Here is a 23,981-nt window from a genome sequence, read left to right on the forward strand (position 1 = left end):
ATAACATTCTGATTATATTGGAGTCTAGAGCATATCACTTAAATGCTCTACCCCTGCCCCCCCTTAAAAAGAGATACTACGGTGCCTAACGCGTTTAATATTTACGGGCTTGTGCAACACTACACCGTCTTAATTTTTATGCGTCGCGCAGAATTACTTCATCAGAAACAAGACCTATAATCAGCTCTCGTAACCATTTATGACTCGGATCGTTATCAAAATGGCGATGCCAAAGTAGCGAGTATCCACCCGGTTCGAGTTTTATTGGGAGCGGCTTAACAACGAGATTGGCATCCATGTTTAATGCTTTAACCGCAGAAAACGGATAACACATCAGTAAGTCACTCTGCTCACACAACTTCACTGCACTCTGTACATCCGACATATTGACCGCACTGTCGAGTTGCTTGCGCTCAATGTCGAGTACCTCTTTTAATAACCAACCACTAATGCCACCAATAGTGACTTCTAAGTGACGATATTTTAAAAAAGTATCAATATTCCATTCTTCTTGCAACGCAGGATGTCCTTTGCGCATCAGGCAAATCGAATAGTCCCGTACAAGCTCAGCATAATTAAGCTCATCAGGAATGCTAAGGTAATGAGATTTGGCACGTTCGTCCCATTCAAAAATCCCAATTCCAAAATCTATTTCACGCCTCAATAACCTATTCAAACTCTCATCGCGCCATGTACGGCTATTGATACTAATACCAGGCGCTTGCTTAAGTAGGCTCGGCATAAAACGTGAATACGTTACTGTATATGCTGTTTCTACGAGGTCAAAAGTAAACGTACGCTGGCTTTTTTCTGGTTCAAACTTTGAAGGAATCGCCAGCTGATCAATTTGTCGTAAGATCTCATGAATACTGGGTGCAAGAGACAACGCTTTCGGGGTGGGAAGCAGCCCTTTAGACTGACGTTCAAAAAGCGGATCATCAAAGGTTTCACGCAGTTTAGCCAATTGTTTACTAACGGCTGATTGGCTAAGGTATAAACGTGATGCCGCCGCTGTTACGCTACGCTCTTCGAGTAATACTGCCAATACCCGCAATAAGTTAACATCAAAATTTTTCACGTATAACTACCATCTATCAATGATTACAACCTTTGATTGTATACCGAAGTTATCTCAAGATGTTCGTTTCAGTGATAATTTTCAAGCTCTTACAAAATGCAATAAAAAGCCCCCTAGTCTCGTTTAGATAACGAGACTCACACAGCAACTTTTTAAAATTAACAAAAACAAGCATAGTGCTTTACCTAAACGGTAAAAATAACCTCAAAATTAACTATTGATATTGTTAATATGTTAGCCTTAATTTTATTCACAAGGTAATAATATGAAGATTAATGAAACAGATGTACCTACCTAATCGTCGCGTAATTTGTGGAGCATTATTTCTTCTTATAAGCTCAATTGGCATATATTGGACTCATATGAGCCATGCGCTGAACGCCCAAGAACAGCACCTGTTGCTGAGCGATATCGTTAATGCACAAGCAAAAGCATTTGAACGCCGTCTATCACAATCATTATCTGCTACTCATATTTTAGCTCTGGAAGTTCAGCAACAAAATGGTCGAATCGACGATTTTGATCACTTCTCTGAAGAAGTATTGAGAACGATTGGTGGAATATCTAATCTCCAACTAGCACCAGATGGAATAATCCAAAAGATATACCCTCTTTTAGGTCATGAGAAAGCTATCGGACACAACATCCTTAAAGACGATAAACGCCGTAAGGAAGCGCTCTCTGCCATCAAGGAGCAAAAACTCACCTTGGCTGGTCCTTTCAAACTGATTCAAGGCGGGGTGGCGGTTATTGGCCGCAATCCGGTATTTATCAGAGACAGTAACAAGCAGGTATTTTGGGGCTTTACCTCTGCGTTGATCTATTTAGATGATTTGTTAGCTTCAACGGAACTGGACCTCTTACAGTCCAAAGGGTATCGCTATCAACTAACTCGACAATCCCCTGATACCAGCGAGACGGAAGTGATCGCAGCCTCTAGAGAACCTATCGTTTCTCCTCATCGTACTAGTACGGTCAATGTCCCAAATGCCACTTGGCAAATAACCATAAGCCGTCCAATGGAAGGTAGTATCTGGCGGGCAGCACTCGGTTACCTTACCAGTATTATCATCGCTCTATTTGGATCTTGGGCCATGTGGTTTGTGCTCCGGCAACCCGAAAAACTTCAGAAAATTGTTAAACAAAAAACACATGAACTGGAAAAATTTGCGCTTTATGATTACTTGACAGGGCTTGCAAACAGGCGACTTTTAAATGAGCACCTAGAGCGAGTCATTCAACAAACAGAATACTGCGGCAACTCGGCAGCTTTACTCTATTTTGACCTAGATGATTTTAAGCGCATCAACGACTCGCAGGGGCACGAGGTTGGTGATGGTGTGTTACAACAAATTTCGCATCGATTGAACTCCGTCGTAAACAAAAGTGATATCGTTGCCCGCATTGGAGGGGATGAGTTTACGGTTCTATTGTCTGCTTCCGACTCTGCCTTTGATGCTGGCCGTATTGCAGAACGACTGATAAACGTTATTTCGGAGCCAATTTTATTGAATAACAAGGAACTCTCTGTTTCTGCATCGGTTGGAATTACCATGATTCCTTCAGACGGGAATGACGTGTCCACGCTTTTAAGAAACGCGGATATGGCAATGTACTCAGCTAAAAAAAGTGGCAAGCGGAACTATCACTTTTTCAACAAAGCTCTTCAGAAAAAAGCATTATATAAGATGTCGATTGAAGAAGGTTTAGACACTGCAATCAGCAAGGAACAATTCGTTTTACACTACCAACCAGTCTTTAGTTTTGATAGTAACAAGTTATGCTGTTACGAGGCCTTGATTAGGTGGAATCATCCTAGAGAAGGGCTCTTGTACCCCGAAAGGTTCATTGGTATTGCCGAAGAATCTGGGAAAATTAAAGATATTGGCTATTGGGTTATTCAGGAAGTATGTGACGTCATTAAAATGCGCCAGTTACACACAGGGGATAGCTATCGTGTAGCGGTTAACTTATCACCAAGGCAGTTCAATGATCCGGATTTGTTGGAGAATATACGCAGAATTATCCTGAATGTGGGTATTGATGCACGCTCTCTTGAAATCGAAATAACAGAATCGACATTGATGGAAAATGTTGAGAGTGCGATACATACTTTACATCAGTTCAAGGAGTTAGGCATTACAGTCGCCATCGACGATTTTGGTACAGGCTACTCTTCCTTGGCGATGCTAAAACGCTTACCCGTCGATAAACTCAAAATTGATCGCAGTTTTGTTAAGGATCTGAGCTCAAATAACTCTGATCAGAAAATCGTTCAAGCACTGATTTCCATGGCTCACACACTGCAAATTAGCGTAATAGCCGAAGGCATAGAGACACAAGAGCAATTCAATTTACTTCAGCAATATGGTTGTGATTTCGGTCAAGGCTATCTGTTTAGCAAACCTGTACCGATTACTGAATTGAACGAGGCAATGAGTACTGTAATTTGACCAACAAGAAACCTATTTCAAGACGGGACACAAAAGTAAAAAAGGGCGTTACTTCATACTCGTAAGTAGCGCCCTTTATCTAGCTGTCCGATTTCTTAAGCAAGCTGACGCTCGATGCAAGATATAGAGATTCAAACGTTAGTTTTTACAAATAATTTAGAACTCAGACATCAGCTGTTTGTACTTCATATCGTCTTCATACATCTGATGGAAAATTTGATACTTCATATCATAGAAACGCTTAATTCTGTCTGTTTGTGGTGTTACAGCTTTTCCAATACGACTCATTGCATTCATCGCATCTGGAATATCGGTATAAAAACCTGACGCGACTGAACCTAGCATTGCAGAGCCAAGTAATACTGCTTCGCTTTCTTCTGGTAATAACATTAAACAGCCTGTTGCATTGGCATGCTCTTGAACAAAAATCGTATTCTTTGTTCCTCCTCCACAACCCATAATGGTATCAATCTCGTATCCCGACTGATTCATTACTTCAATGATATGCCTTGTTCCTAACGCAATAGCCTGAATTGTCGCTAGGTACGCCAATGCCATGTCGTCGATTGTCTTCGACATTTTTAGCCCAGTAATAGTACCGGTAAGGTTTGGGTTGGCTCGTGGCGAGCGGTTACCATGAAAATATGGCAATACATGAATATCTTTAGTTAGAAACGCAATATCTTCTTTAGTGCCCGCGAGTTTTAATAAATGATCATTGAGTAGTTGATAAACCGTTGTCTCATCTTTCGTTGCTTGTGCTTTTATTTGATCATATAACGGATTCGACGTGATGATATGGTCAATTAACGCGCCTGTAGCAGATTGACCACCTTCATTTAACCAATGATTCGGGATCATTGCGCCATAGTAGGCACCCCATACACCGTCGATAAAACGTGCTGTCTTTGATGCAGCCATATGGCAAGATGAGGTTCCACCGATTAATGCCAAACGCTTATTAAAATCGGCCGTCTCGCCAGCCATACCGGCGGCTCCTAGAACACCAATACCACCAGCATGAGCATCGATAATTGACGTACCAACAGGCGTACCTCGTATTAAACCTAAATCATCAGCTGCGTGTGCCGTTAAACCCTGCCCTACTGGCTCACCCATGGGCTTAATAATATTACCAATAGACTTTGCATCATCAGCAAGTAAATCATCTAACCCAATGCGTTCGAAAAAGTGTGTATCCCACTTATCTTCATGGCCAAGGTATGTCCATTTACACACGGTAGAACAAAGAGAGCGGCTATCATCAAACGTTGCTTTCCATGTTAAAAAGTCGGGTAAATCAAAAAAATATTTAGCTTGAGACCAAGTATTTGGCATATTTTGCTTCAGCCAAAGTAACTTCGGGGTTTGCATTTCAGGAGAAATACGATTTCCTACATATGCCAATACCGGATGTTCTGTTGCATTAATACGCTCTGCTTGTGCAATGGCTCGGTGATCCATCCACATAATGATATTTTGTTCACTACGACCCGTTGGGCTTACCGTTAGTGGTTGGCCTTTCTTATCCAAAACAACTAATGAACACGTTGCATCAAAGCCAATGCCTTTTACTTGAATCGGATCAATACTCGCTTGTGAAACAGCATCTTTCACCGCCATACAAACACTTTGCCAGATATTTTCTGATGATTGTTCAACAAAATCTGCGCGGGGTTTGAACATTTGTGTGTCACGTTTTGCTTCACCGACTTTTCGACCAGAGGCATCGAAAACACCCGCTCTTGCGCTGCCACTACCAACATCAACGCCAATAAAATAAATACTCATTTTGCTCTCTCCACTAAGCTTTACGTTTTTGTAGGGTAATGAATAGAATTAAAATGCCACCCCAAAGAGCCATTGTTAGATAACTGCTGACTCCTAATAAATTCAGACCGCTTTCTAACGTTTGCAATACAATCAATGCCAGGCCAATACCAATAATTCGACCAAAGCCACCATCTGGATTAATCCCCCCGAGTACTGATGCTAAAATGGCTATCAATAAGTAAGACTCCCCATAGCCTGCTTTGGCCGAATTGAATTTCGCCATCATAATCAGTGCAGCAACCCAACAAAGAATCGATGAAATCGCATACACATAAAGAACCGCTTTTTGTGTGTTGATACCAGAGAATTGAGCTGCCTTCTCGTTCGAGCCCATCAAGTAGATAGTACGACCAAGGCTCGTGTGCTCAAGCAACCCCCATAGACCAATAGCGAAAAACACGAAGAGGATAAGTGGCATTGGAATACCAAAAAATGCGCCACTACCTATAACTAATAATGATTCTGGAAAGCCTGACATAACACTGCCGCCAGAAATCAATACGTTTAGGCCATTGATTAATGTCATCATTCCGAGTGTTGCTAAGATTGGAGAAACCCCGACATAAGCAATTAAAGCCCCGTTGAGTAAGCCAATCACAATCGCAGTAACTAAACCAGCCACCAATGCTAACAACAGTACCATTCCATTATCAGGGGCCATCGTGATAATGCTTGCCATAACTAAACTACACGCATTGGTCGTTGCAATAATGGAAAGATTAATACCTCCAGTAAGCATGCATACAGCCATAGCAAGCGCTAGCATTCCCAATAATGGCATCTGTGATGACATGGACTGTAAATTTGCCACAGAGAAGAATGTGTCACCACTTGCGACAGCCATGATGGCCATGATACTGGCTAAAATAACTAACAAATAACGAATATTTCTGTCTGTTGGCAGCTTCATTGCGTTCAATACCTGATCCATTACGCCCCCTGCAATGCTTGTTTCTTTTCATTCAGAGCAGTCATACTGATACTGAATACAATGATGAGACCGGTGACAACCGCATGCCAATATGAAGGAACACCGAGTAGTGTTAATCCGTTCTTCATAATGGCTAATAAAGCCACACCAAGAACAACTCCCATTAACGTGCCTTTCCCCCCAGTCATACTCGTTCCGCCTAATACCACCGCGGCTAAAACCGTCAGCTCAAAGCCCATTAATGAATTAGGTGCAACTGACTGTGTAATTTGGGTTTGTACCACTGAGGCAATTCCCGCTAATGCCCCCATGTAGCCGTAAACAAACAGGTGAATACCAAATAAATTAATACCAATTCGACTCGCAGCATCAGCATTACCGCCCATCGCATAAATCTGACGACCTAAACGTGTTTTAGACATTAAAAATGACGTAAATAAAACGACAGCGACAAGCATTATAATTGGAAGAGATAAGCCATAGTCGTATCCGTCGCTACCCACAAAGGTAAACAACTCAACCCCATCCATAAACCAATCTGGGAAACCGTATAACCAAGCACCATTGCTAAAGTAAATCAGCAAACCAAAGAATAAATTAAGCGTCGAAATTGTGATGATAATGGCAGGTACTTTCAGCTTATACACCAATACGGCATTGATAAGACCAAGCAACATTCCCACAACAGCGGCAATCAAAAAAGCAATAAAGAAGTTTCCACCAATAGACAACACATACGTTGCCATAACGTACTGCGCTATTGCAGCAGTGGCTGGAAATGAAATATCAATACCACCCGCGATCAGTACAACAAAAAGCCCACAAGCCATGATGCCCAAAATGGCAGAACTCACAGACATATCGAAAATATTGCCCAGCGTTAAAAAATCTTCAGAGCTTATTCCTAACCCAATAACCATTAAACCAATAAGGGCCGCTAGATAAAATTCATGACGCTTTATTAAAGCATCCCAACGAAAACGCATACGATCACGCATTGACGGCCTCCATGATTTCTTTTTCTGAAGATGTTATTGGATGAAATTCATGTGAAAAATGTCCATTTTTCATAACAATCACACGATGGCTGTTGTAAAAAACTTCAGGAATTTCATCACTCACCATGATGATAGCCATCCCCTTTAAGGCGAGGTCTTTCGCTATCTGATAAATGCTTTCTTTGTTCGCAATATCAACACCCACTGTTGGAGAGTCGAGAATCAACACATCAGGCTCAGCCGCAATCCACTTAGCAATAGAAATCCGTTGAGCATTACCGCCCGACAAACTGGTCACAGGTAACATAGGATCAGCAACTTTAATTGATAAAGAAGATATGAGTCTTTTCACTAAGTTTGTCGCTTTTACATGATCAAGAAAACCATTCGGCTTTTTCAATCGAGACAGAACAGTCGCTGTAGTGTTGTCTTGTATGGATTGTTCCATAACTAACCCAGTACTCATCCTGTCTTCCGATACATAGCCAATGCCATGAGCAATCGCTTCTCGATTAGAACTAAATTCAACAAGTTTGCCATTAACCTTCATTTGCCCGCTATCTGGTCTAGTCATACCAAATAAAGCCAGACATAACTCAGTACGGCCTGAACCTAATAACCCTGTTATAGAAACAATCTCACCAGCACGAACTTGAAGATTAATATCATTAAACTGACCCTTTTTAGTCAGGTTAGTGACCTCTAACTTCACGTCTCCTTGCTGTTTATATTCACCTAACGGAGAATACTCAAAACGTTGCCCCGTCATTAAGAACGCCAGTTCATCACTATTCATTTCTTCTGCTGGATACGTACCAATGGTTTTGCCGTCACGAATAACCGTAATACGATCAGAAATCTCCATGACTTCATCCAGCTTGTGGCTAACAAAAACAACAGTGATACCTTTAGATTTTAAATCCGCAACCACCTTTATTAAGCTATTTACTTCAGTGCGAGTCAGAGAAGCCGTCGGTTCATCCATAATGACAAGCTTGGCATCAGACGCCATTGCACGACAAATAGCGACCAACTGACACTCTGCAATAGAAAGTTGCTCTACTCGTTTTGTTAAAGGGAGCAACACCCCCACTTTATCCATCGCAGCCTTGGCTATCGCATCTAAACGCGATTGCTTAACTAAGCCTTTTGTCCATGCCATGTGATCTTGCACTGCAATATTTTCAGCGACAGTAAGATTAGGAAATAAAGATAAATCTTGATAGATAACCTGAATCCCATGCTCAATAGATTGCTGCGGGTTCAAGCGGGAATAGGTTTTCCCATCAAGTACAATTTCTGCACCTTTTTCAGGTGCATGTACCCCAGAGATCACTTTGAACAAGGTACTTTTTCCACAACCATTTTTCCCTGCTAAGCAATGCACTTCACCTTTATTAAAAGTTAAGTTGATGCCATCAAGGGCCTTAACGGAACCAAAATGCTTGGATACACGCTTTAAGGTAATAAATGCTTCGTTTGACATGATGGATTTCCAGCTAAAGGGCAGCATTGCACTGCCCAGAACAAAATATTAATAGTGTAATTAGAAACCAAGGTCGCGAGCGTTTGACTTGTCCACAACGAGGATTTTATTAAATTTAATCACACGCTTTTCTTGATCAATCTCTGCGACGCCAAGATTATCAACAGTCACACCATCAACCACTTTTTTACCGTCCAGCATTTGTTTAGCTACGGCAACCATCGCATAACCTGCATCGGCCGGATTCCATAAGAAACCTTTATCAATCTCGCCACGCATCAGGTACGGTGCCGCTTGGCTTGGCATCATAATGCCAACGGTACTCATTTTGTTCTTAGCACGTTTCTTCTTAATAGCTTCACCTGCACCAATGGCACCAAGTGATCCATAAGAAACAATACCCGTCATGTCTGGGTGTGCTTTCATTAAGTCATTCGTCGCCGCATACGAAGCGTCAATACTTTCAGCAACAGGCATACGACTTGTTACTTCATACATATCTGGGTAAGCCATTTTTTGGTAATCAATCGCTAGATTTGCCCAGTTGTTATGCAGTGGAACCGTTAATGAGCCAACATAAACGGCATAGCCACCTTTTTTGCCCATATTTTTCGCAAGTTCATCCATCGTCGCTTTCGCGTAAGCTTGATTATCAATGGTTTCGATATCCCAGTCGGCACTGTGACCATCTGGCGATTCGTGAGTCAGTACAATAATGCCCTTCTCACGTGCTTTCTTAAATACGGGTTCTAATACCGTTACATCATTAGGAACAACGGTTATAGCATCCACTCCTTTTGCAATCAGATCTTCAATGATCTTCACCTGCTGAGCGGGATCGGGAGTAGACGGGCCTAACTGACGGGCATTAACACCAAAATCAGTAGCTGCCTGCTCAATACCCTTGTTCATTTGGTTAAACCAAGGGATACCTGATACTTTCACGACGTTCACAATTTCATAGTCTTTTGCCTGAACACCAGCAGTAGCAAGAGCCAGTGTAAGAGCAGCAACTTTGAACAAGACCTTTTTCATCGTTTCAATCCTTTATTATGTGTATAGGGTATTGGATATTCGATAAGAAGAATATGAGGCATAGACTGATAACAAGCTTAAAATCACTCACGCAATGTGACACACACACATTAATGTAACCACACCAAAACATCACTGTTAAATAATTGTTAAATTGAAACCATTACGTAATTTAAACAAACTAATTAACGCCAAACGACACAACAAAAGATCAATTAAAACACAAGGTGGCAACAATGTGCTCTGCGATTGCCTCGACGGTAAAAATTAATTGAGAGAATAGTCATTACTGACTGATGGGAATATTATGATTTATGATCTAGTTCTTATTTATTGCTAAGTATTACATTGTTGCACTGAAAAAACAGAGGTTCAGCCAGAATTTAAAAACATCTTGACGAGCCACTTTTAAAATATAAGCGGCTCATGATGTATTTTTATTACGATCACCAGCCTCATTTTTGATATTCTCAGCCCTCACTATCACCAATGTATTTTGCCGTTATCATCACGTTTTTAACCTATCAAAGATACTGAATACCTTGGATATCATTGCGGTAGATAACATTTATCTATGTGATATGCATTTTTTCTATGGCTGCCCTTTATAAAAGGCATTTCACCCAATACCACCAACGGCCTATGATACACCCAATGACGTTTAGCTTTATAAACAGGCAAACATGTATCGCAGGAAGCACTCTAAGAGACCGCTTAATAAAAAGCATAAGCTGTTGATACCATCGAATTATACCAACGTGATTTTATCGGCTCAAAACTCTTTATCCCTTTCAGGAGAAACTAAATGATTAAGAAAATATCGCTTGCCGTTTCAACCGCCTTACTATTAAGCAATACGGCAATGGCAGCAGAGAATATTGTAGTCGGTGTAGAAAAAAGCTACGTACCTTACTTCACTGAGTTGGCAGAACAATTCAACAAAGGTAAAGACTTTAAGGTTGAAGTTGCCGCGACAAGTATGTTTGACCTATTGAGTGCATTGCCAACTCAAAAAGGCAACATTGCTGATATTTTCATGATCCCTAATGACCGTATTGGTGAATTAGCCGACCAGCATTTAATTTCTTCAACCAATTTCACAATTAACGGCTTTACCGATGCCGCAACTAACGCCGCAACGTACAACGGCAAAACGTATATGGTGCCAATGTCTACGGACACGACCCTATTTCTTTACAACAAAGATATGGTAAAAGAAGCACCAAAAACATTGAAAGAAATCCCACCTTCAGATTGGGCTGCAAAATTTACTGATTTCTACTTTGCGGGTGGTCTGTTTATGACCAACGGCGGCTACATTTTCAAAGACAACAACCCACAAGACATTGGTTTAAATACCGCCGATTCAATCAAAGCAGGTGTAGCTGCTCAAGGGCTATACGACAGTGGTGTTAGTCACTGGACATTAATGCAAGATGACACTGTTGCTTACGACATCATGATGAAATATTTCATGGAAGGAAAACTAAAAGCGATCATCAACGGACCGTGGGCGATTGCTGATATTGAAAAAGCCGGTATTAACGTTGGCGCAGCACCAATCCCAAGCTGGGATGGCAGCCATCCATACAAAGCCCTAACTGGGACAAAAGGGATGACCGTCAATGGTTACAGTGATAACAAAGAAGGTGCTAGTGCCTTTCTCAAATTCCTAGCTACGCCTGAGAATGCACAAAAATGGTACACAGATACACGCGAAGTCTCGCCTAGTTTGTCTGTGAGCTACAAAGAAGGGTCACTGCACAAAGCCATTTTCGATGCGACAAACATTGGTCAACCTATGCCAAGCATTCCTGAGTTCATGAAAGTGTGGGGCCCAATGAAAACGGCTCTTGCTCAAATAGCACAAGGACAAGATGTGAAAGCGGTATTAGATGCAGCGGTTGATACTATCGAAATCGATATTGAAGACATGTAATCAACGTTAATACTCCCTTTCTATGAAAAGGCACGATGCCAACAACATTAAGGCATCGTGCAACACAAATAACGTGACATATCTACACAACACTAATAAGTAGGTTATTTACATGAGTCAACAATTTGTATTCTGGCTCTCTATAGTTATTCCCGGCAGTGGACATCTCCTACTCCGTCGAATGCGAGAAGCCCTATTTGGATTTTCGATACTAGCTTTAGAGATATTGGTATTTATTCAATTCACCCTTCCGAACTTCCGCCTATTAGCTGTCGAGCAACCAAATGGAAAAATCACCATTGGTGCTGAGCGTTTTGTTGATGATTCTTTTCTGATCATGGTCGGTTTAACCGTTGGCGCCATGATGATTCTGGTTTTTTTAGTCCTTCACTACGCGTTTGCTCGTGATGCTAAAGATGTAAAGCGCCAAATAGACGAAACTGGTTCTGCCATTACGTTTACCGAGAAAGTTCGTGGCCTATCACACGAAATCGTTCCAAACCTAATCACTGCCCCTAAATTTATTTTATTGTTTATTTTTGCTCTTTTACCTGCAATTGTCTCTATTATCGTTGCATTTACTAACTACAAACGCCCTGTACTTCCGCCTGCATTCCTTATTGAATGGAAAGGCTTCACTAACTTTGAACGACTATTTACCAACGAACGCACCGCAGCGGCATTCCAAGAAACTCTCACCTGGACGTTAACATGGACATTTTGTGCCTCAGCATTGACCATTGTTTTAGGCACAGTGCTGGCGGTTGTAGCAAATAATAAACACATCAGAGGAAAAAAATTCTTCCGTACCGTGTACATTTTGCCTTGGGCCGTTCCTGCTTTTTTAACCATTTTAGTCTTCCAACTTTTCTTCTCGAAAATTGGCGGAATGAACACCATGGTTATCCCATTTTTCACGGGGAATGAATACGATGTCAGTACCGCAATTGGCTTCTTCCTTAATGCCGATTACGCCAAGATAACGATCATTTTAATACAAGCATGGCTTGGGTTTCCTTACGTCTTTATCTTAGTGACTGGCGTATTACAAACCATTCCAGACGATCTTTATGAAGCCAGTGCTATTGATGGCGGTAATGCATGGACAAACTTCTTCGACATCACTTTGCCCTTAATATTAATCAGTGTTGCTCCTGTGTTTATTACTCAATTTACCTTCAACTTTAATAACGTCACCATCGTTTATATGTTGGGTGAAGCAACGATACAAACCGTAGGGTCGATTTATAAACCACTCGATACCATTTCATCCCTTGGTTTCCGCTTAATGATGGATGCCAAATACAACGAAGCCGCGGTGTATACCTTAATCACCAGTACCATTGTCGGTGCGGTTGTCTTGTATTCATGGTTAAAAGCCGGTGCCTTTAAAAATGAGGAGGTAATGTAATGGACAACGCTATCCGTTTAGAGCGCCCAGTCAAAGCGAAACGCCTAAATCGTCATTTCATCACCAGAAATATAGGACTAATTTTTAGTTACGCGTTTCTTATTTCAATGGTGATCGTGATTGTTTATCCGATACTGGTCACTCTTATGAGCGCGTTTAATGTGAGTAATTCACTGTATTCAACCTCATTTTTCCCAGAGAATTTCAGTTTAACGGAAAACTTTGTTCAACTTTTTACTGAAACGCCTTATTTAAGTTGGTATCGAAATACCTTCCTTGTGTCGGTTATCACCATGGTGCTCTCTACCTTTATTGTTACGATTTCTGGCTTTGTTTATTCTCGTTATCGTTATCAATCACGAAAAAGCGCGTTGATATCGCTCTTAATCATTCAGATTATTCCCTCTGGCAGTGGCTTAATTGCCCTGTACGCGATTGCAAACTCTATCGGCATTTACAGCTCTTCAAATGCCACGCTTTATACGTATATCTTTATGATCCTCATCTACACCACAGGTGGCATCACAATGAATACGATTTTAATGAAGGGGTATTACGATTCGATCCCTCGTGCGTTAGACGAGTCAGCAAAAATTGATGGTGCAACCCAAATGCAGATCTTTAAAGAGATATTACTGCCACTGGTTAAGCCGATGATCATGGTTATCGCCATCTTCTGTTTCTTAGGCCCTATTGGCGACATCATCATGCCAAAATTCCTTATCGCCAGTATGAATTCAGAAGCAAAAACGCTGGCCGTAGGCCTAATGGGACTCATCAACAACATCAAAGAGTCTAGCTATAACGTATTCGCAGCAGGAGCGGTCTTAGCAGCAATTCCACCTGTCATTGTGTTCTATAAATTTCAAGATTATATCGTGGGCGGCTTAACGTCTGGTGGAGTAAAAGGCTAATGGGCAAGATATCATTAAGAAACATCAACAAAAAATACCCGAATTCTGATACGTGCTCGGTACGTGATTTCAATTTAGACATTGAAGAAGGTGAATTTATTGTCCTTGTCGGCCCATCAGGCTGTGGCAAATCCACCACTTTGCGCATGATTGCCGGGTTAGAAGACATCACCGATGGCGAGTTCCTTATTGATGGCGAAGTCGTGAATGACGTCAGTTCAAAAGATCGTGATATTGCGATGGTTTTCCAGAGCTATGCCCTTTACCCACACATGTCAGTTCGTGACAACATTGGTTATGGCTTAAAGCTGCGTAATTACCCAAGCGGTGAGATTAAAGAGTCTGTTGATAATATCTCTGAAGATCTATTTTTAACTGAATACCTTGAGCGTAAACCGAAAGAGCTTTCTGGTGGGCAGCGTCAACGTGTGGCATTAAGCCGTGCAATGGTTCGTACGCCAAAATTGTATTTGATGGATGAACCATTAAGTAACTTAGATGCGAAATTACGTACCACTACTCGTACTGAAATCTCTCGTATGCACAAAGACAAAGGTGCGATAACAATTTACGTAACGCATGACCAAGTCGAAGCAATGACCATGGCCGATCGCATCGTATTAATGTCGATGGGTGAAATTCAACAAATTGGCTCTCCAAAAGAGCTATTTACCAACCCTAAGAACTGTTTTGTTGCCACTTTTATGGGTATGCCATCAATGAACTTGATTGAAGGAACATACGAAGGCGGTCAGTTCATGTGTCACTCTTTCACTATTACCTTAAATGAGAGTGATCAACAAATTCTAAATGATGCGGGTTATAACGGTAAATCAGTCACTTTAGGTGCACGTTCAAGTGCCATTCGTTCTGGTAAAAAATATCGCGAGGCTTTCCCTGATTGCTGCTTTGAAACCACAGCAATGAACAGTGAATACTTAGGAGATGCTATCAATGTGTTCTTCAATGCCGCACCAATGAACCTATTTGTTGGCACATTAGGCACAGGCGAACCCGATGTAGCGATTGATGAAAAGATCACCTTAGTTATCGACAATACCAAGCTGCACTTTTTTGATACCAAAACCGAAGAATCGATCAAGTATTCAATAAAATCGGCTGAGTTCAAAAAATAATCACATCATAAACATACCTTAAATAAGGTACTTCACTACCCTCTTACGGTAAGAGGGTAATGAAGAGCATAATCTATTCCAGACAGTTAATGGAAAGGAGTCACACTTTGATTTTTCGCGGCCAACTTCAACGCATTCACGACTATATGTTTCATATTGCCGTCGCTGTCGTCATTTTCATCATTGGATTTATCATTGCGTACAGCACCCTTCCCAAGCCATCTTTTGAGTATTCAACGTTTACTGAGCAACAAAGTAACTTTAAGCAATGCGTAAATAATGATGAGCTATTTCTCCTGGCTGAGCATTTTGAGAAAAGCTATTTAACGCTGCCGTTAGAGGAAATTAATACCGAATACAAAACGCTGCGTGATCAGATCCCAAGTGATTGTGGATCATTTCATGTCGAGAGCAGTTATGAGCAACTGCAAGAGATGGCAATTCCTGTATTAGCCGAAGCTCAACGCTTTTATGGTTCTAAAGACGTAAAGGCGGTGAATGCTGTCTACACCACACCATCGCAATACAACGCACTGCTTAAACAACCTCAGCCGTATCTCTTTTTTATCTCAGATAACGAGCAAGAACGTATTGTGGCAATTAAGGTAATGCCAACCAAAGACGCCTTTGAAATCACCCCACTTTGGGGATACGAAGAGAGTCAAGATCTCGCGTATACACAAGGTGAAGTGCAAAAACTCTTACTCGTTTATAACGAAATTAAAAGCTAGAAACCAACTATCAAAACTTGAAATATTACGAAGAGACGCTTCACTTGCGAATTTGCACCGCAAAAGGTGAAGTTGCTAATAACAGTGAGAATCCCGTAGTAGTGAAGCTTCCTCGTTTATTTTCTGACCATAATGTCATTGATATTTATCACAAAACGCCTTACCAGTTAACAAAAACACTAAAATTGGCACCATTTGGCTTCGCTATGTATCAAAATTGATAGATAAATAGATATATACAAATAAGCGTCATAAAATAGCTCTTTCTGTAAAAGCAAAGAGCTATTATGTTTAAGTTAATGATCCAATTCATTCAAGTAGCTAAGACTCAGAACGTAACCCAAGCTGCTAACAACCTCTGCTTAAGTCAACCGACGTTAAGCCATAACATGCAGAAGTTAGAAGAAAAACTTGGCAGTAAACTGTTTAATCGTCATTCCAAAGGGATCACGCTTACATCTAGTGGTGAACTACTTTATGAACAAGCGAAAATGATGCAGAATCTGTACGAAAACACCCTCAATAAATTAGAAAAAAATAAACTGAGGCATCAAACTGAACTTAAAATTGGCTGTGGTGATGCCTGGTGGCACCTGTTTATTCGAGACAGCGTTCAAGACTTTCGAGATACCTATCCTCACAGCAATATATCCATCGATGTTGGCAATCACTTACAGCTGATGAATTTATTATTAAGTGATGAAATTAGCATCTTTGTTGGGCATGAGATACTCGGACTAGCGCAATACGAAGGTATACAGTTTCATCCTCTATTTAGCAGTTGCGAAGAAGTCTATGTCAGAAAAGGTCATCCTCTACTTGAGATCACTTGCAGTAATGAAGATATCGCACGCTTTCCTTCTGTCGATTTAGGCGCGTCTAAAAAACGTTTTTCACACTTAGTTCAACAGCAAAACGAAGAATTAACGTCTTTTCAAAAACGTCACTATTTGCAAGAAAAGGTTATCTATAATACCAACTCACTATTAACCGCAATTGATTTATTACAAAACAGCGATGCAATTTTACCTTACCCGATAGGAATGAGATCTTACTTTAGTACCTTTGATATTGTGCCACTTCAAATGCAAGAATGTTTTAGTAAGGCGACTATTGGAGCATACTTACATAAAGATGGATTACAAAATAAACAAAGCATTGCACTGTTAGAGCAATTCAAAAACCTCATTAAAAACAATCCGCATATCAATGGCGACATAGATTAAGTAGATAATAAAAAGCTAGTTCACTCTATTTAAGCTCAGAAGGGATAACCAGCCTCTTTTATAAGGCTGGTAACTGCGGACTAACTACCTTGATTAAAATGCCGAAGGATAGCGGTTACTTCAGTGATCCTTCTGATGAAACTACTTTTTGATGCCCGTTCGAATTCAGTATGGTCCCCATCACCATAAGGGCCAAAACCATCAAGAGTAGGTAAACCAGCCCCAGAGGTGACATTGGCATCACTCACCCCGCCTCGCTGTTCAGTTTTTAAAGGGTAACCAATAATTTGCCCTAATAGGTCAAGAAGTTGCTGCTGTTCAGGCGAAGGAGTCATAACATCACGTTGCAAACCACCACTCAGGTTGGCTGTCACCCCTTCTATCCCATGATTCTCAACCATGAAAGGAATAGCACTTAACACTCGTTGTTGCTCAATCACTTGGGTAAATCTAGCTTCCACCATTAACGTGGCCTTGGGGGAAATGGTATTGGTGCTAGTTCCCCCGTTTATTTTTCCTACATTAACTGTGGTGCCTTCATAAATATTACTCAGCTCAGTTAATAAAATGAGTAGTTTTGCAGCAGCAAGGTTAGCATCTCTTCCTTGAAGGTAATTATTACCAGCATGCGCCGCGACACCTTGAAGCTCAATGCAATAAGTCGCAACACCTTTGCGCCCATTAACTACTTCATGATCTGCACCTGCGGCTTCAAAATCTAAACACGCTTGATAATTTTTAGCTAACTGGCGAGTAATAAGCTTGCTGTCATCACTGCCTGTTTCTTCATCACTGACCATTAAAAAGTCGATATTACGGATTTCACCACATTCTTTTTTTATATTACGTAGCGCACTGAGTGCAACAAAATTACCGCCTTTCATATCGCAGGTACCAGGTCCATAGACCCAAAATTCATCTTCCCTAAACCCTTCAAATATCCCTGGTGGGAATACCGTATCTAAATGCCCCATAAGAAGCAGTCGAGGCTGGCCTTTTACTGTTGGGCTACAAAATAACAAATGGTTCCCAACCTCTTTTCGTTCAAAAACCTCACATTCAAAGCCAAGCATTTTCATCCACAGTTTCATCTTCCCACCGTGATAATCGACGCCATTTTTATTGTTTGTCCAAGAGTTTATTTCAACAATTTCTTTCAAATCAGTGAAATCAATACAGTCCATAATTTGATTCCTTGCACAGCTTTAGTAATTCGCTGCATCGTTAATTAGAATTTTCAACTTAGCTCACTGTTACAATCAATATGCAACAATATGATGTGAGCATATATTACTATTGTGTCCGTTTTACTAACAATGCCTGAACGGCATATTTTTGATCTAGTCGTAATAAGGAGTTACTCATGGCGAAACATCGGATCGGTTTGTGGATGTATGAAAACTGTGGAGGACAAGATATTGAGCGTAAAATCGTTGCGCAGCTAAAAGAGAGAGAGATTGATGCAATTGGCGGACTAAACTTGGCGCATGCCTCTGCATATGACAGTAGTATTTTTTGTAATGGTCATATGTTAGATGAACTCGATCTGTTCTTTTCGTATAACGCAGGGCAGCAATCACCGTTTCAGGTCTATCTGTATCAGACACTCAACACCATGATGCCAATGATCAATAACTATGATTCATTCGCTCTGACGGAAGATAAGTTCCGAACTGCACACCGACTCAAGAAAAATAATATCCCAACCACCGATTATATTGTTTGTAGTAAGAACAATATTGAACAGCTCAAAGAACACATGCGTTTTTGGCAAGGAAAAGCCATTTGTAAGCCTGTTGACGGCTGGGGAGGCAACGGCATTATTAAATTAGAACACGAACGCGACCTTGACCTGCTAACACCCTATATTACCCAGCAGCATGCACCGCAATTCTATTTAGAACGAGTGATAGAAAACGATTTTACCGATTACCGAGTAGATATCGTGGATAACAAATTTGTTGCCTGTTATGGCCGAAAAGCCGCACCCGGTAGTTGGAAAACCAACGTGACCAGCGGTGGCAGCGTGATAATGCGTGAACCTGTACCAGAGGTGGTTGAACTGGCATTAAAAGCCGCGAAAGTGACAGGACTAGAAGTGGCTGGAGTCGACATTATTTATGACATTGAGCACCAGCAATATGTGGTCATTGAAGTCAATGGCATTCCTGCTTTTGCCACCCCAGAGCAAGAAAAATACGGGCTTAATTTTAATAACACTAAGATTCAATATTTGGTTGATCTTATTGACCGAACAGTAAACAAAAGCAATCAGCCAACGACTATTTCTCCTGATATTACCCTCTCCTTTCATGAGCCTGTAATGAATCCATCCCTGCACACTGAGGTACCTACCGCATGATTTCTAAAAATACTTCCAGTAGTAAAAGCTGCCCTAAAATTGGCTTACTGTACCTTGACCATGTATTACGTTTTTTCAATTGTTCTAACTTTAAGGGCTGGCCAGAAAAAATTGAACAGGTGGTGTATCACTGGGGTAATGATAAACAGCGTTTTATCAATGAGGTAAAGCGCAAAAAAATTGAGGTCTTAATTGGCAATATTCCAGCAACGGCATATGAAACATTTCGTGATATCGCCCGTGAATTACCCAATGTTAGGTTTATCCCTTCTCTTGATACTCAGTTCAGTAACAAATCAAAAGAAAACGTCACGCACTTTTGTGAAAAATATCAGTTGCCCGTTCCACTGACAAAGATTTTTTATCAAGTAGATGAAGCCTTGGAATACCTAACACATACGGATTATCCAAAAATTGTTAAACGTTCTTATGGTCCATCCAACTATGGCGGTTATTTTGTCCATAAAGTAGATACAGCCGAAGAAGCGTTACGACTATTTTCAGAAAAGCGTTATTACCCTGCTTATATTCAAGACTTTGTACCAATGAAAGCAGACATTCGAGTAATGCTAGTCGGACACCAACCAATGTGCGCATTTTGGCGTCGTCCTCCTGAAGGTGAATGGCTTACCAACACCAGTCAGGGAGGTAGCATGGACTATCAAGATATCCCTGAAGAAGTACTTGAAATCGCAGTAAAAGCATCGAAAGCGGCCAATGCTGAATACTGGGCTTGTGATATTGCGGTCAGTACAGAAGATGAATATACCATTTTAGAGTGCGCGACTGCTTTTGCTGCTTTTCCCTATATTCGGGACTGGATTGGCCAATATTTAATGTGGTTATTAAACCCTCAAAAATTCACCAAGCCTCATATTGTTCATAAAAACTGGGAAGAGCTAGGAAAAATTGACTCATCATTATTGCGAACCATGCGACATATAACGTTTGGTCAGCCAGATTTCTCGACCGATACCGGCGAGTACGCGCCAACAGATGAGCACTACCGTCTATTGCAAACGCACTATCAACCAGTTGAAGAATGGCCAAGCGAAGCATGGAACTTTCAAGATATGCACAACAGTCTGGTCATTGAATCTAAAACATCGAACGGTGTTTTAGAACAATTAAGCACTGAACCTGTATTAGATTGTACTATTGAAGAAATGGATAGTGGTATTGAGGAACATAGTGTTGTTAATGTCTCGGCACAGCAAGCCTGCTTACATCCTGATGACATAGATAGCCCTGATATTGATTGCTCTAATATAGATTGCTCTAATATAACGGCAGATATAGACGACTCTTCTGTAAAGGAAATACCTTCAATCACTCACGACCAATTAGTAACATTTTTCTTGGGCGTAAAAGGAATTGGGCAAACACTAGCCAACGAGATTGTTGATACGCTTAGTGTAGAAGGCACGTTACACGCTTTAAACAATACCCCACAGCAACTCACAACGTTTCGAAATTTAAAGCAGAAAAAGCTGAAAACAATCCTTGCCGACTGGCACGCGTATGTTAGGGATTAAGAATGAAAAAACGATATCTTTCTTACCAAGATACTATCGACTTCTTAACAGAAGCGATGGCAAAATATCCTGATTTGATCCGGCTACAGAATATAGGTGACACCCATGAAGGGCGCCCTATTATGATGGTGACTATATCGCAAGATGTAGCCTATGCCGATCTTAAACCAGCCTTATTGTATACAGGTACGATACATGCCAGAGAATGGATAGGTATCGAGCTAGCGGTTAATTTTATTCAATATTTATTGGATAACTACCCGAGTAACCCCGAGGTTGTTGAAGCCCTGACGCGCAACACCTTATATATCGTACCTTGCCTGAACCCAGATGGTTTCGAGTATTCCCGTAATCACTTTTCGTTTTGGCGCAAGAACCGACGTGATAATGGTGATGGAACCTTTGGGGTCGATCTGAATCGTAATTTCGGTATTAACTTCCGTCAATCGACAAACACCCAGTCGAATATTTACGGAGGACCAGCCGCATTCTCCGAACCAGAAACGCAAGCGATTAAGCAGTTTGTCGAGCTACATAACAATATAAAAATTGCACTTGATTACCACTCTCAGGGCAATGTATTTTTCCCTGCTCATAAATTTAATCATGAAGCCGAAATTGAAGGTACGGATCTTAATATTTTGTGCGCCAATATGGCGAAAGAAATACATAAAGTGACTCGCCGTCAGTATGGTATTCACCGAGGAAAGCCACCAGCAAACCTGATCCATGGTAGTGGCCGTGAGTACTATTATGACCGAGGAATTTTATCAACCGTCGTCGAGGTAGGCAGTCGAAATATTCCTGATTACCTGATCAATATGTCACAAAGTGTAGATGAAAATATTCCGGCATTACTGTATGCACTTGGTACTGCCATAAACTATTCAGATTTAGCACCTAAACGCCCAGAAAATTTCACTGTGCGTGACATATCAGCTAACCATGCAGAGCTAGTCTGGGATCATAACCCTGAAGATGGCGGCTGTTATTATCAGGTTTACCGTAATGAAGCCCCCAAAGACCCCTGCACACGTGACAACCTTATTGCCATTACATCACAAAGTGAATATACCGATAAGCAACTTAAATCTGGGCATCGTTACTATTACAACTTACGAAAAGTTAACCGCGTCAACCGAGTAAAATCGCCGTTTGCGCCTGAAGTAAAAATAAAAACGAACCTTGAAAAAGATGAGTTTTCATTCACCTTATTCCCAACGCCCGAAAAAATAGGCTACACCGGAGAGTTTCTTGCCACACAAAATGCAGAGCACTTTGGTAATAACTCCTTATTTATAGGCGTAAATAAAACCAAGGGGATCTGCTACGGCGTTATTGACTATGATATGAGCCGGATCCCTACCGATGCACAGATCAAAGACGCCGCGTTCTCTTTGTACCCGATGAATCGAGTTGGCGCCAAAATAGAGAATTATGGCGAATGGTCGGTATCTATTCTAGATCCTGATGATATTTCTGATATAACTGATTTCGAACAAATCCATAACGCAGTGGCATTACAGACATTAGGCGATGCCATCGATTCGGATCAGCTCACTCAAGGGATCTGGAAAAGTTGGCGTTTCAGCGCCCTAGAAAAACAGCTCATCCAAGATCAGTTAGAAAAAGGACGCTTATTATTACGCTTACAAGGTCCTGATAGCTTGCCACAAGGCCACGATTCGCAAATGATGCAATTCGATATCGGCTATGGTCGTTTTGGTGGTGGTATTCATTATCGCCCAAGCCTTGATATCATCTATAACCGTCGCCCTAATGAAGCAACCTTTAATGCAACGACATGCCACACCGTAAGCCATATAGGGGTTACTCAAGGAGAGTTACAAAGTGGATTTGATTCCAATGGTCAGCGAATATTTGGTCATGTAGAATTTATGCTACCTCAGCTATCAGAACGTACAGACATTGTAATCACTGATGCGTATTTTGTATTAGAGAGCGAAGCTACAAACGGTATTTCACAGCCGATGCGATTTACCGTTGGGATGGTTGATAATGACAAGCTTAACTACAACAGCATAAAGTGCAGCGAATTAATCGAATTTCTTGGCTACGAAGTCAGTAGTCACGAGCTGGTTAAAACACCAAGACAAACCTTTATGTTTGATAGTTCAGCCCGCCAACATTTGGAAGATCTGCATGATTCAGGGAAGCCCATAAATTTAATCATTCGAGCAACCTCAGCCTCTCGTCAACAAGACGCTATTGTGCAATGGAAAACACTCTCTGCTGATGAGACCACCGTTTACCCACAACTGGTTGTGGAATATATTGAACGACGTAAGCAACAAATGGATTCTCCAGATAACGTTCAAGCCTCGCTAGAAGACGGCTTGGTTAAGTTAACTTGGGATAACCCTGATAGTGAAGATTGGGTGGGCACGTATGTGGTGCGAAATAGCTTCCACCCACCACGCTCTCCCTTTGATGGTGTAAAGTTGTATGCGGGTAAAGACGGATATACGTTAGACCGTTTTGGCAATACGAATATTCCCAAATATTATTCTGTATTTAACTACGACAATGTACCCAACTATTCTGTACCCGCCACCTTGAAATTCAGTACTGACGAGGTTACTCCCGTTATTTACGACGAATTTGAAGCACAAGACGAGATGGAACAACGTTATCGAGAAGGTGACTAATTACTCCCAAAGCCAAAGAACCCTAAATCTGATGTTATAAAAATCACTGGCGCTGCCCTTATGTAAACTAGAGCGCAATGTAAACTAGGCCGTAAAAGTGCCAGTGATTTACATATTCTTCACTTCAATATGAAGCTCAACAAAGTGTCGCTCAGCAGATCATTGCCATAAAAGATGGATCTTACGCGAATGTTTACACAGAGGTTACAAAACACTGAATAAAAGCGCTAAGATTGCTATTATT

17 protein-coding genes are annotated in these 23,981 nt (G+C 41.1%); 10 read left to right on the plus strand and 7 right to left on the minus strand.

Features of this window, described 5'->3' with window-relative positions; all coding sequences use genetic code 11:
• Positions 1 to 136 precede the first annotated feature (136 nt).
• Positions 137 to 1,078 (minus strand): LysR family transcriptional regulator, encoded by a 942-nt coding sequence (locus tag C9J12_RS09350; protein ID WP_107242457.1) that lies wholly within the window; start codon positions 1,076 to 1,078, stop codon positions 137 to 139.
• A 275-nt stretch (positions 1,079 to 1,353) separates the two neighbouring features.
• Between C9J12_RS09350 and C9J12_RS09355 the strand changes: the two genes are divergently transcribed.
• On the plus strand, positions 1,354 to 3,531 hold the full coding sequence (locus C9J12_RS09355; RefSeq protein WP_107242458.1) for a bifunctional diguanylate cyclase/phosphodiesterase: 2,178 nt from the start codon (positions 1,354 to 1,356) through the stop codon (positions 3,529 to 3,531).
• Positions 3,532 to 3,687: 156 nt separating this feature from the next.
• Here C9J12_RS09355 and C9J12_RS09360 read toward each other — a convergent pair whose 3' ends face one another.
• From C9J12_RS09360 to C9J12_RS09380, 5 genes are read right to left on the minus strand one after another with little or no spacing between them, the layout of a single operon-like run.
• The gene (locus C9J12_RS09360; RefSeq protein ID WP_107242459.1) at positions 3,688 to 5,322 is read right to left on the minus strand and encodes an FGGY-family carbohydrate kinase; all 1,635 of its coding nucleotides are present in this window, start codon (positions 5,320 to 5,322) and stop codon (positions 3,688 to 3,690) included.
• Between the two features lie 13 nt (positions 5,323 to 5,335).
• Positions 5,336 to 6,295 (minus strand): ABC transporter permease, encoded by a 960-nt coding sequence (locus C9J12_RS09365; RefSeq protein ID WP_107242460.1) that lies wholly within the window; start codon positions 6,293 to 6,295, stop codon positions 5,336 to 5,338.
• Complete coding sequence (locus C9J12_RS09370) at positions 6,295 to 7,293, minus strand: ABC transporter permease (protein ID WP_107242461.1); 999 nt, start codon at positions 7,291 to 7,293, stop codon at positions 6,295 to 6,297. Before C9J12_RS09370 ends, C9J12_RS09365 begins: the two co-directional genes overlap by 1 nt.
• On the minus strand, positions 7,286 to 8,779 hold the full coding sequence (locus C9J12_RS09375; protein ID WP_107242462.1) for a sugar ABC transporter ATP-binding protein: 1,494 nt from the start codon (positions 8,777 to 8,779) through the stop codon (positions 7,286 to 7,288). The genes C9J12_RS09370 and C9J12_RS09375 overlap by 8 nt, the downstream gene beginning before the upstream one ends.
• A gap of 60 nt (positions 8,780 to 8,839) precedes the next feature.
• Positions 8,840 to 9,814: an autoinducer 2 ABC transporter substrate-binding protein gene (locus C9J12_RS09380; RefSeq protein WP_107242463.1), complete on the minus strand. Its 975-nt coding sequence runs from the start codon at positions 9,812 to 9,814 to the stop codon at positions 8,840 to 8,842.
• 805 nt (positions 9,815 to 10,619) lie between these two features.
• Here C9J12_RS09380 and C9J12_RS09385 point away from each other — a divergent pair.
• The 6 genes from C9J12_RS09385 to C9J12_RS09410 all read left to right on the plus strand — a co-directional run bounded on the left by C9J12_RS09385 (position 10,620) and on the right by C9J12_RS09410 (position 17,171).
• Positions 10,620 to 11,753: a sugar ABC transporter substrate-binding protein gene (locus C9J12_RS09385; RefSeq protein ID WP_107242464.1), complete on the plus strand. Its 1,134-nt coding sequence runs from the start codon at positions 10,620 to 10,622 to the stop codon at positions 11,751 to 11,753.
• A 112-nt stretch (positions 11,754 to 11,865) separates the two neighbouring features.
• Positions 11,866 to 13,164: an ABC transporter permease subunit gene (locus tag C9J12_RS09390; protein ID WP_107242465.1), complete on the plus strand. Its 1,299-nt coding sequence runs from the start codon at positions 11,866 to 11,868 to the stop codon at positions 13,162 to 13,164.
• On the plus strand, positions 13,164 to 14,078 hold the full coding sequence (locus tag C9J12_RS09395) for a sugar ABC transporter permease (RefSeq protein ID WP_107242466.1): 915 nt from the start codon (positions 13,164 to 13,166) through the stop codon (positions 14,076 to 14,078). The genes C9J12_RS09390 and C9J12_RS09395 overlap by 1 nt, the downstream gene beginning before the upstream one ends.
• Positions 14,078 to 15,214, plus strand: a complete 1,137-nt coding sequence (locus tag C9J12_RS09400) for an ABC transporter ATP-binding protein (protein ID WP_107242467.1) — start codon at positions 14,078 to 14,080, stop codon at positions 15,212 to 15,214. Before C9J12_RS09395 ends, C9J12_RS09400 begins: the two co-directional genes overlap by 1 nt.
• Before the next feature lie 107 nt (positions 15,215 to 15,321).
• Positions 15,322 to 15,945: a hypothetical protein gene (locus C9J12_RS09405; RefSeq protein ID WP_170111743.1), complete on the plus strand. Its 624-nt coding sequence runs from the start codon at positions 15,322 to 15,324 to the stop codon at positions 15,943 to 15,945.
• Between the two features lie 287 nt (positions 15,946 to 16,232).
• Complete coding sequence (locus C9J12_RS09410; RefSeq protein ID WP_006229461.1) at positions 16,233 to 17,171, plus strand: LysR family transcriptional regulator; 939 nt, start codon at positions 16,233 to 16,235, stop codon at positions 17,169 to 17,171.
• 80 nt (positions 17,172 to 17,251) lie between these two features.
• Here C9J12_RS09410 and C9J12_RS09415 read toward each other — a convergent pair whose 3' ends face one another.
• Complete coding sequence (locus C9J12_RS09415; protein WP_107242468.1) at positions 17,252 to 18,355, minus strand: M20 family metallopeptidase; 1,104 nt, start codon at positions 18,353 to 18,355, stop codon at positions 17,252 to 17,254.
• Between the two features lie 179 nt (positions 18,356 to 18,534).
• Here C9J12_RS09415 and C9J12_RS09420 point away from each other — a divergent pair, with 179 nt between their 5' ends.
• From C9J12_RS09420 to C9J12_RS09430, 3 genes are read left to right on the plus strand one after another with little or no spacing between them, the layout of a single operon-like run.
• Positions 18,535 to 19,533, plus strand: coding sequence for an ATP-grasp domain-containing protein (locus C9J12_RS09420; RefSeq protein ID WP_107242469.1), 999 nt, complete (start codon positions 18,535 to 18,537; stop codon positions 19,531 to 19,533).
• On the plus strand, positions 19,530 to 21,068 hold the full coding sequence (locus C9J12_RS09425) for an ATP-grasp domain-containing protein (protein ID WP_107242470.1): 1,539 nt from the start codon (positions 19,530 to 19,532) through the stop codon (positions 21,066 to 21,068). The genes C9J12_RS09420 and C9J12_RS09425 overlap by 4 nt, the downstream gene beginning before the upstream one ends.
• Before the next feature lie 2 nt (positions 21,069 to 21,070).
• Positions 21,071 to 23,737, plus strand: a complete 2,667-nt coding sequence (locus C9J12_RS09430; protein WP_107242471.1) for a M14 family zinc carboxypeptidase — start codon at positions 21,071 to 21,073, stop codon at positions 23,735 to 23,737.
• Positions 23,738 to 23,981 lie beyond the last annotated feature (244 nt).

The organism is Photobacterium frigidiphilum (genome assembly GCF_003025615.1).
Lineage (GTDB): Bacteria > Pseudomonadota > Gammaproteobacteria > Enterobacterales > Vibrionaceae > Photobacterium > Photobacterium frigidiphilum.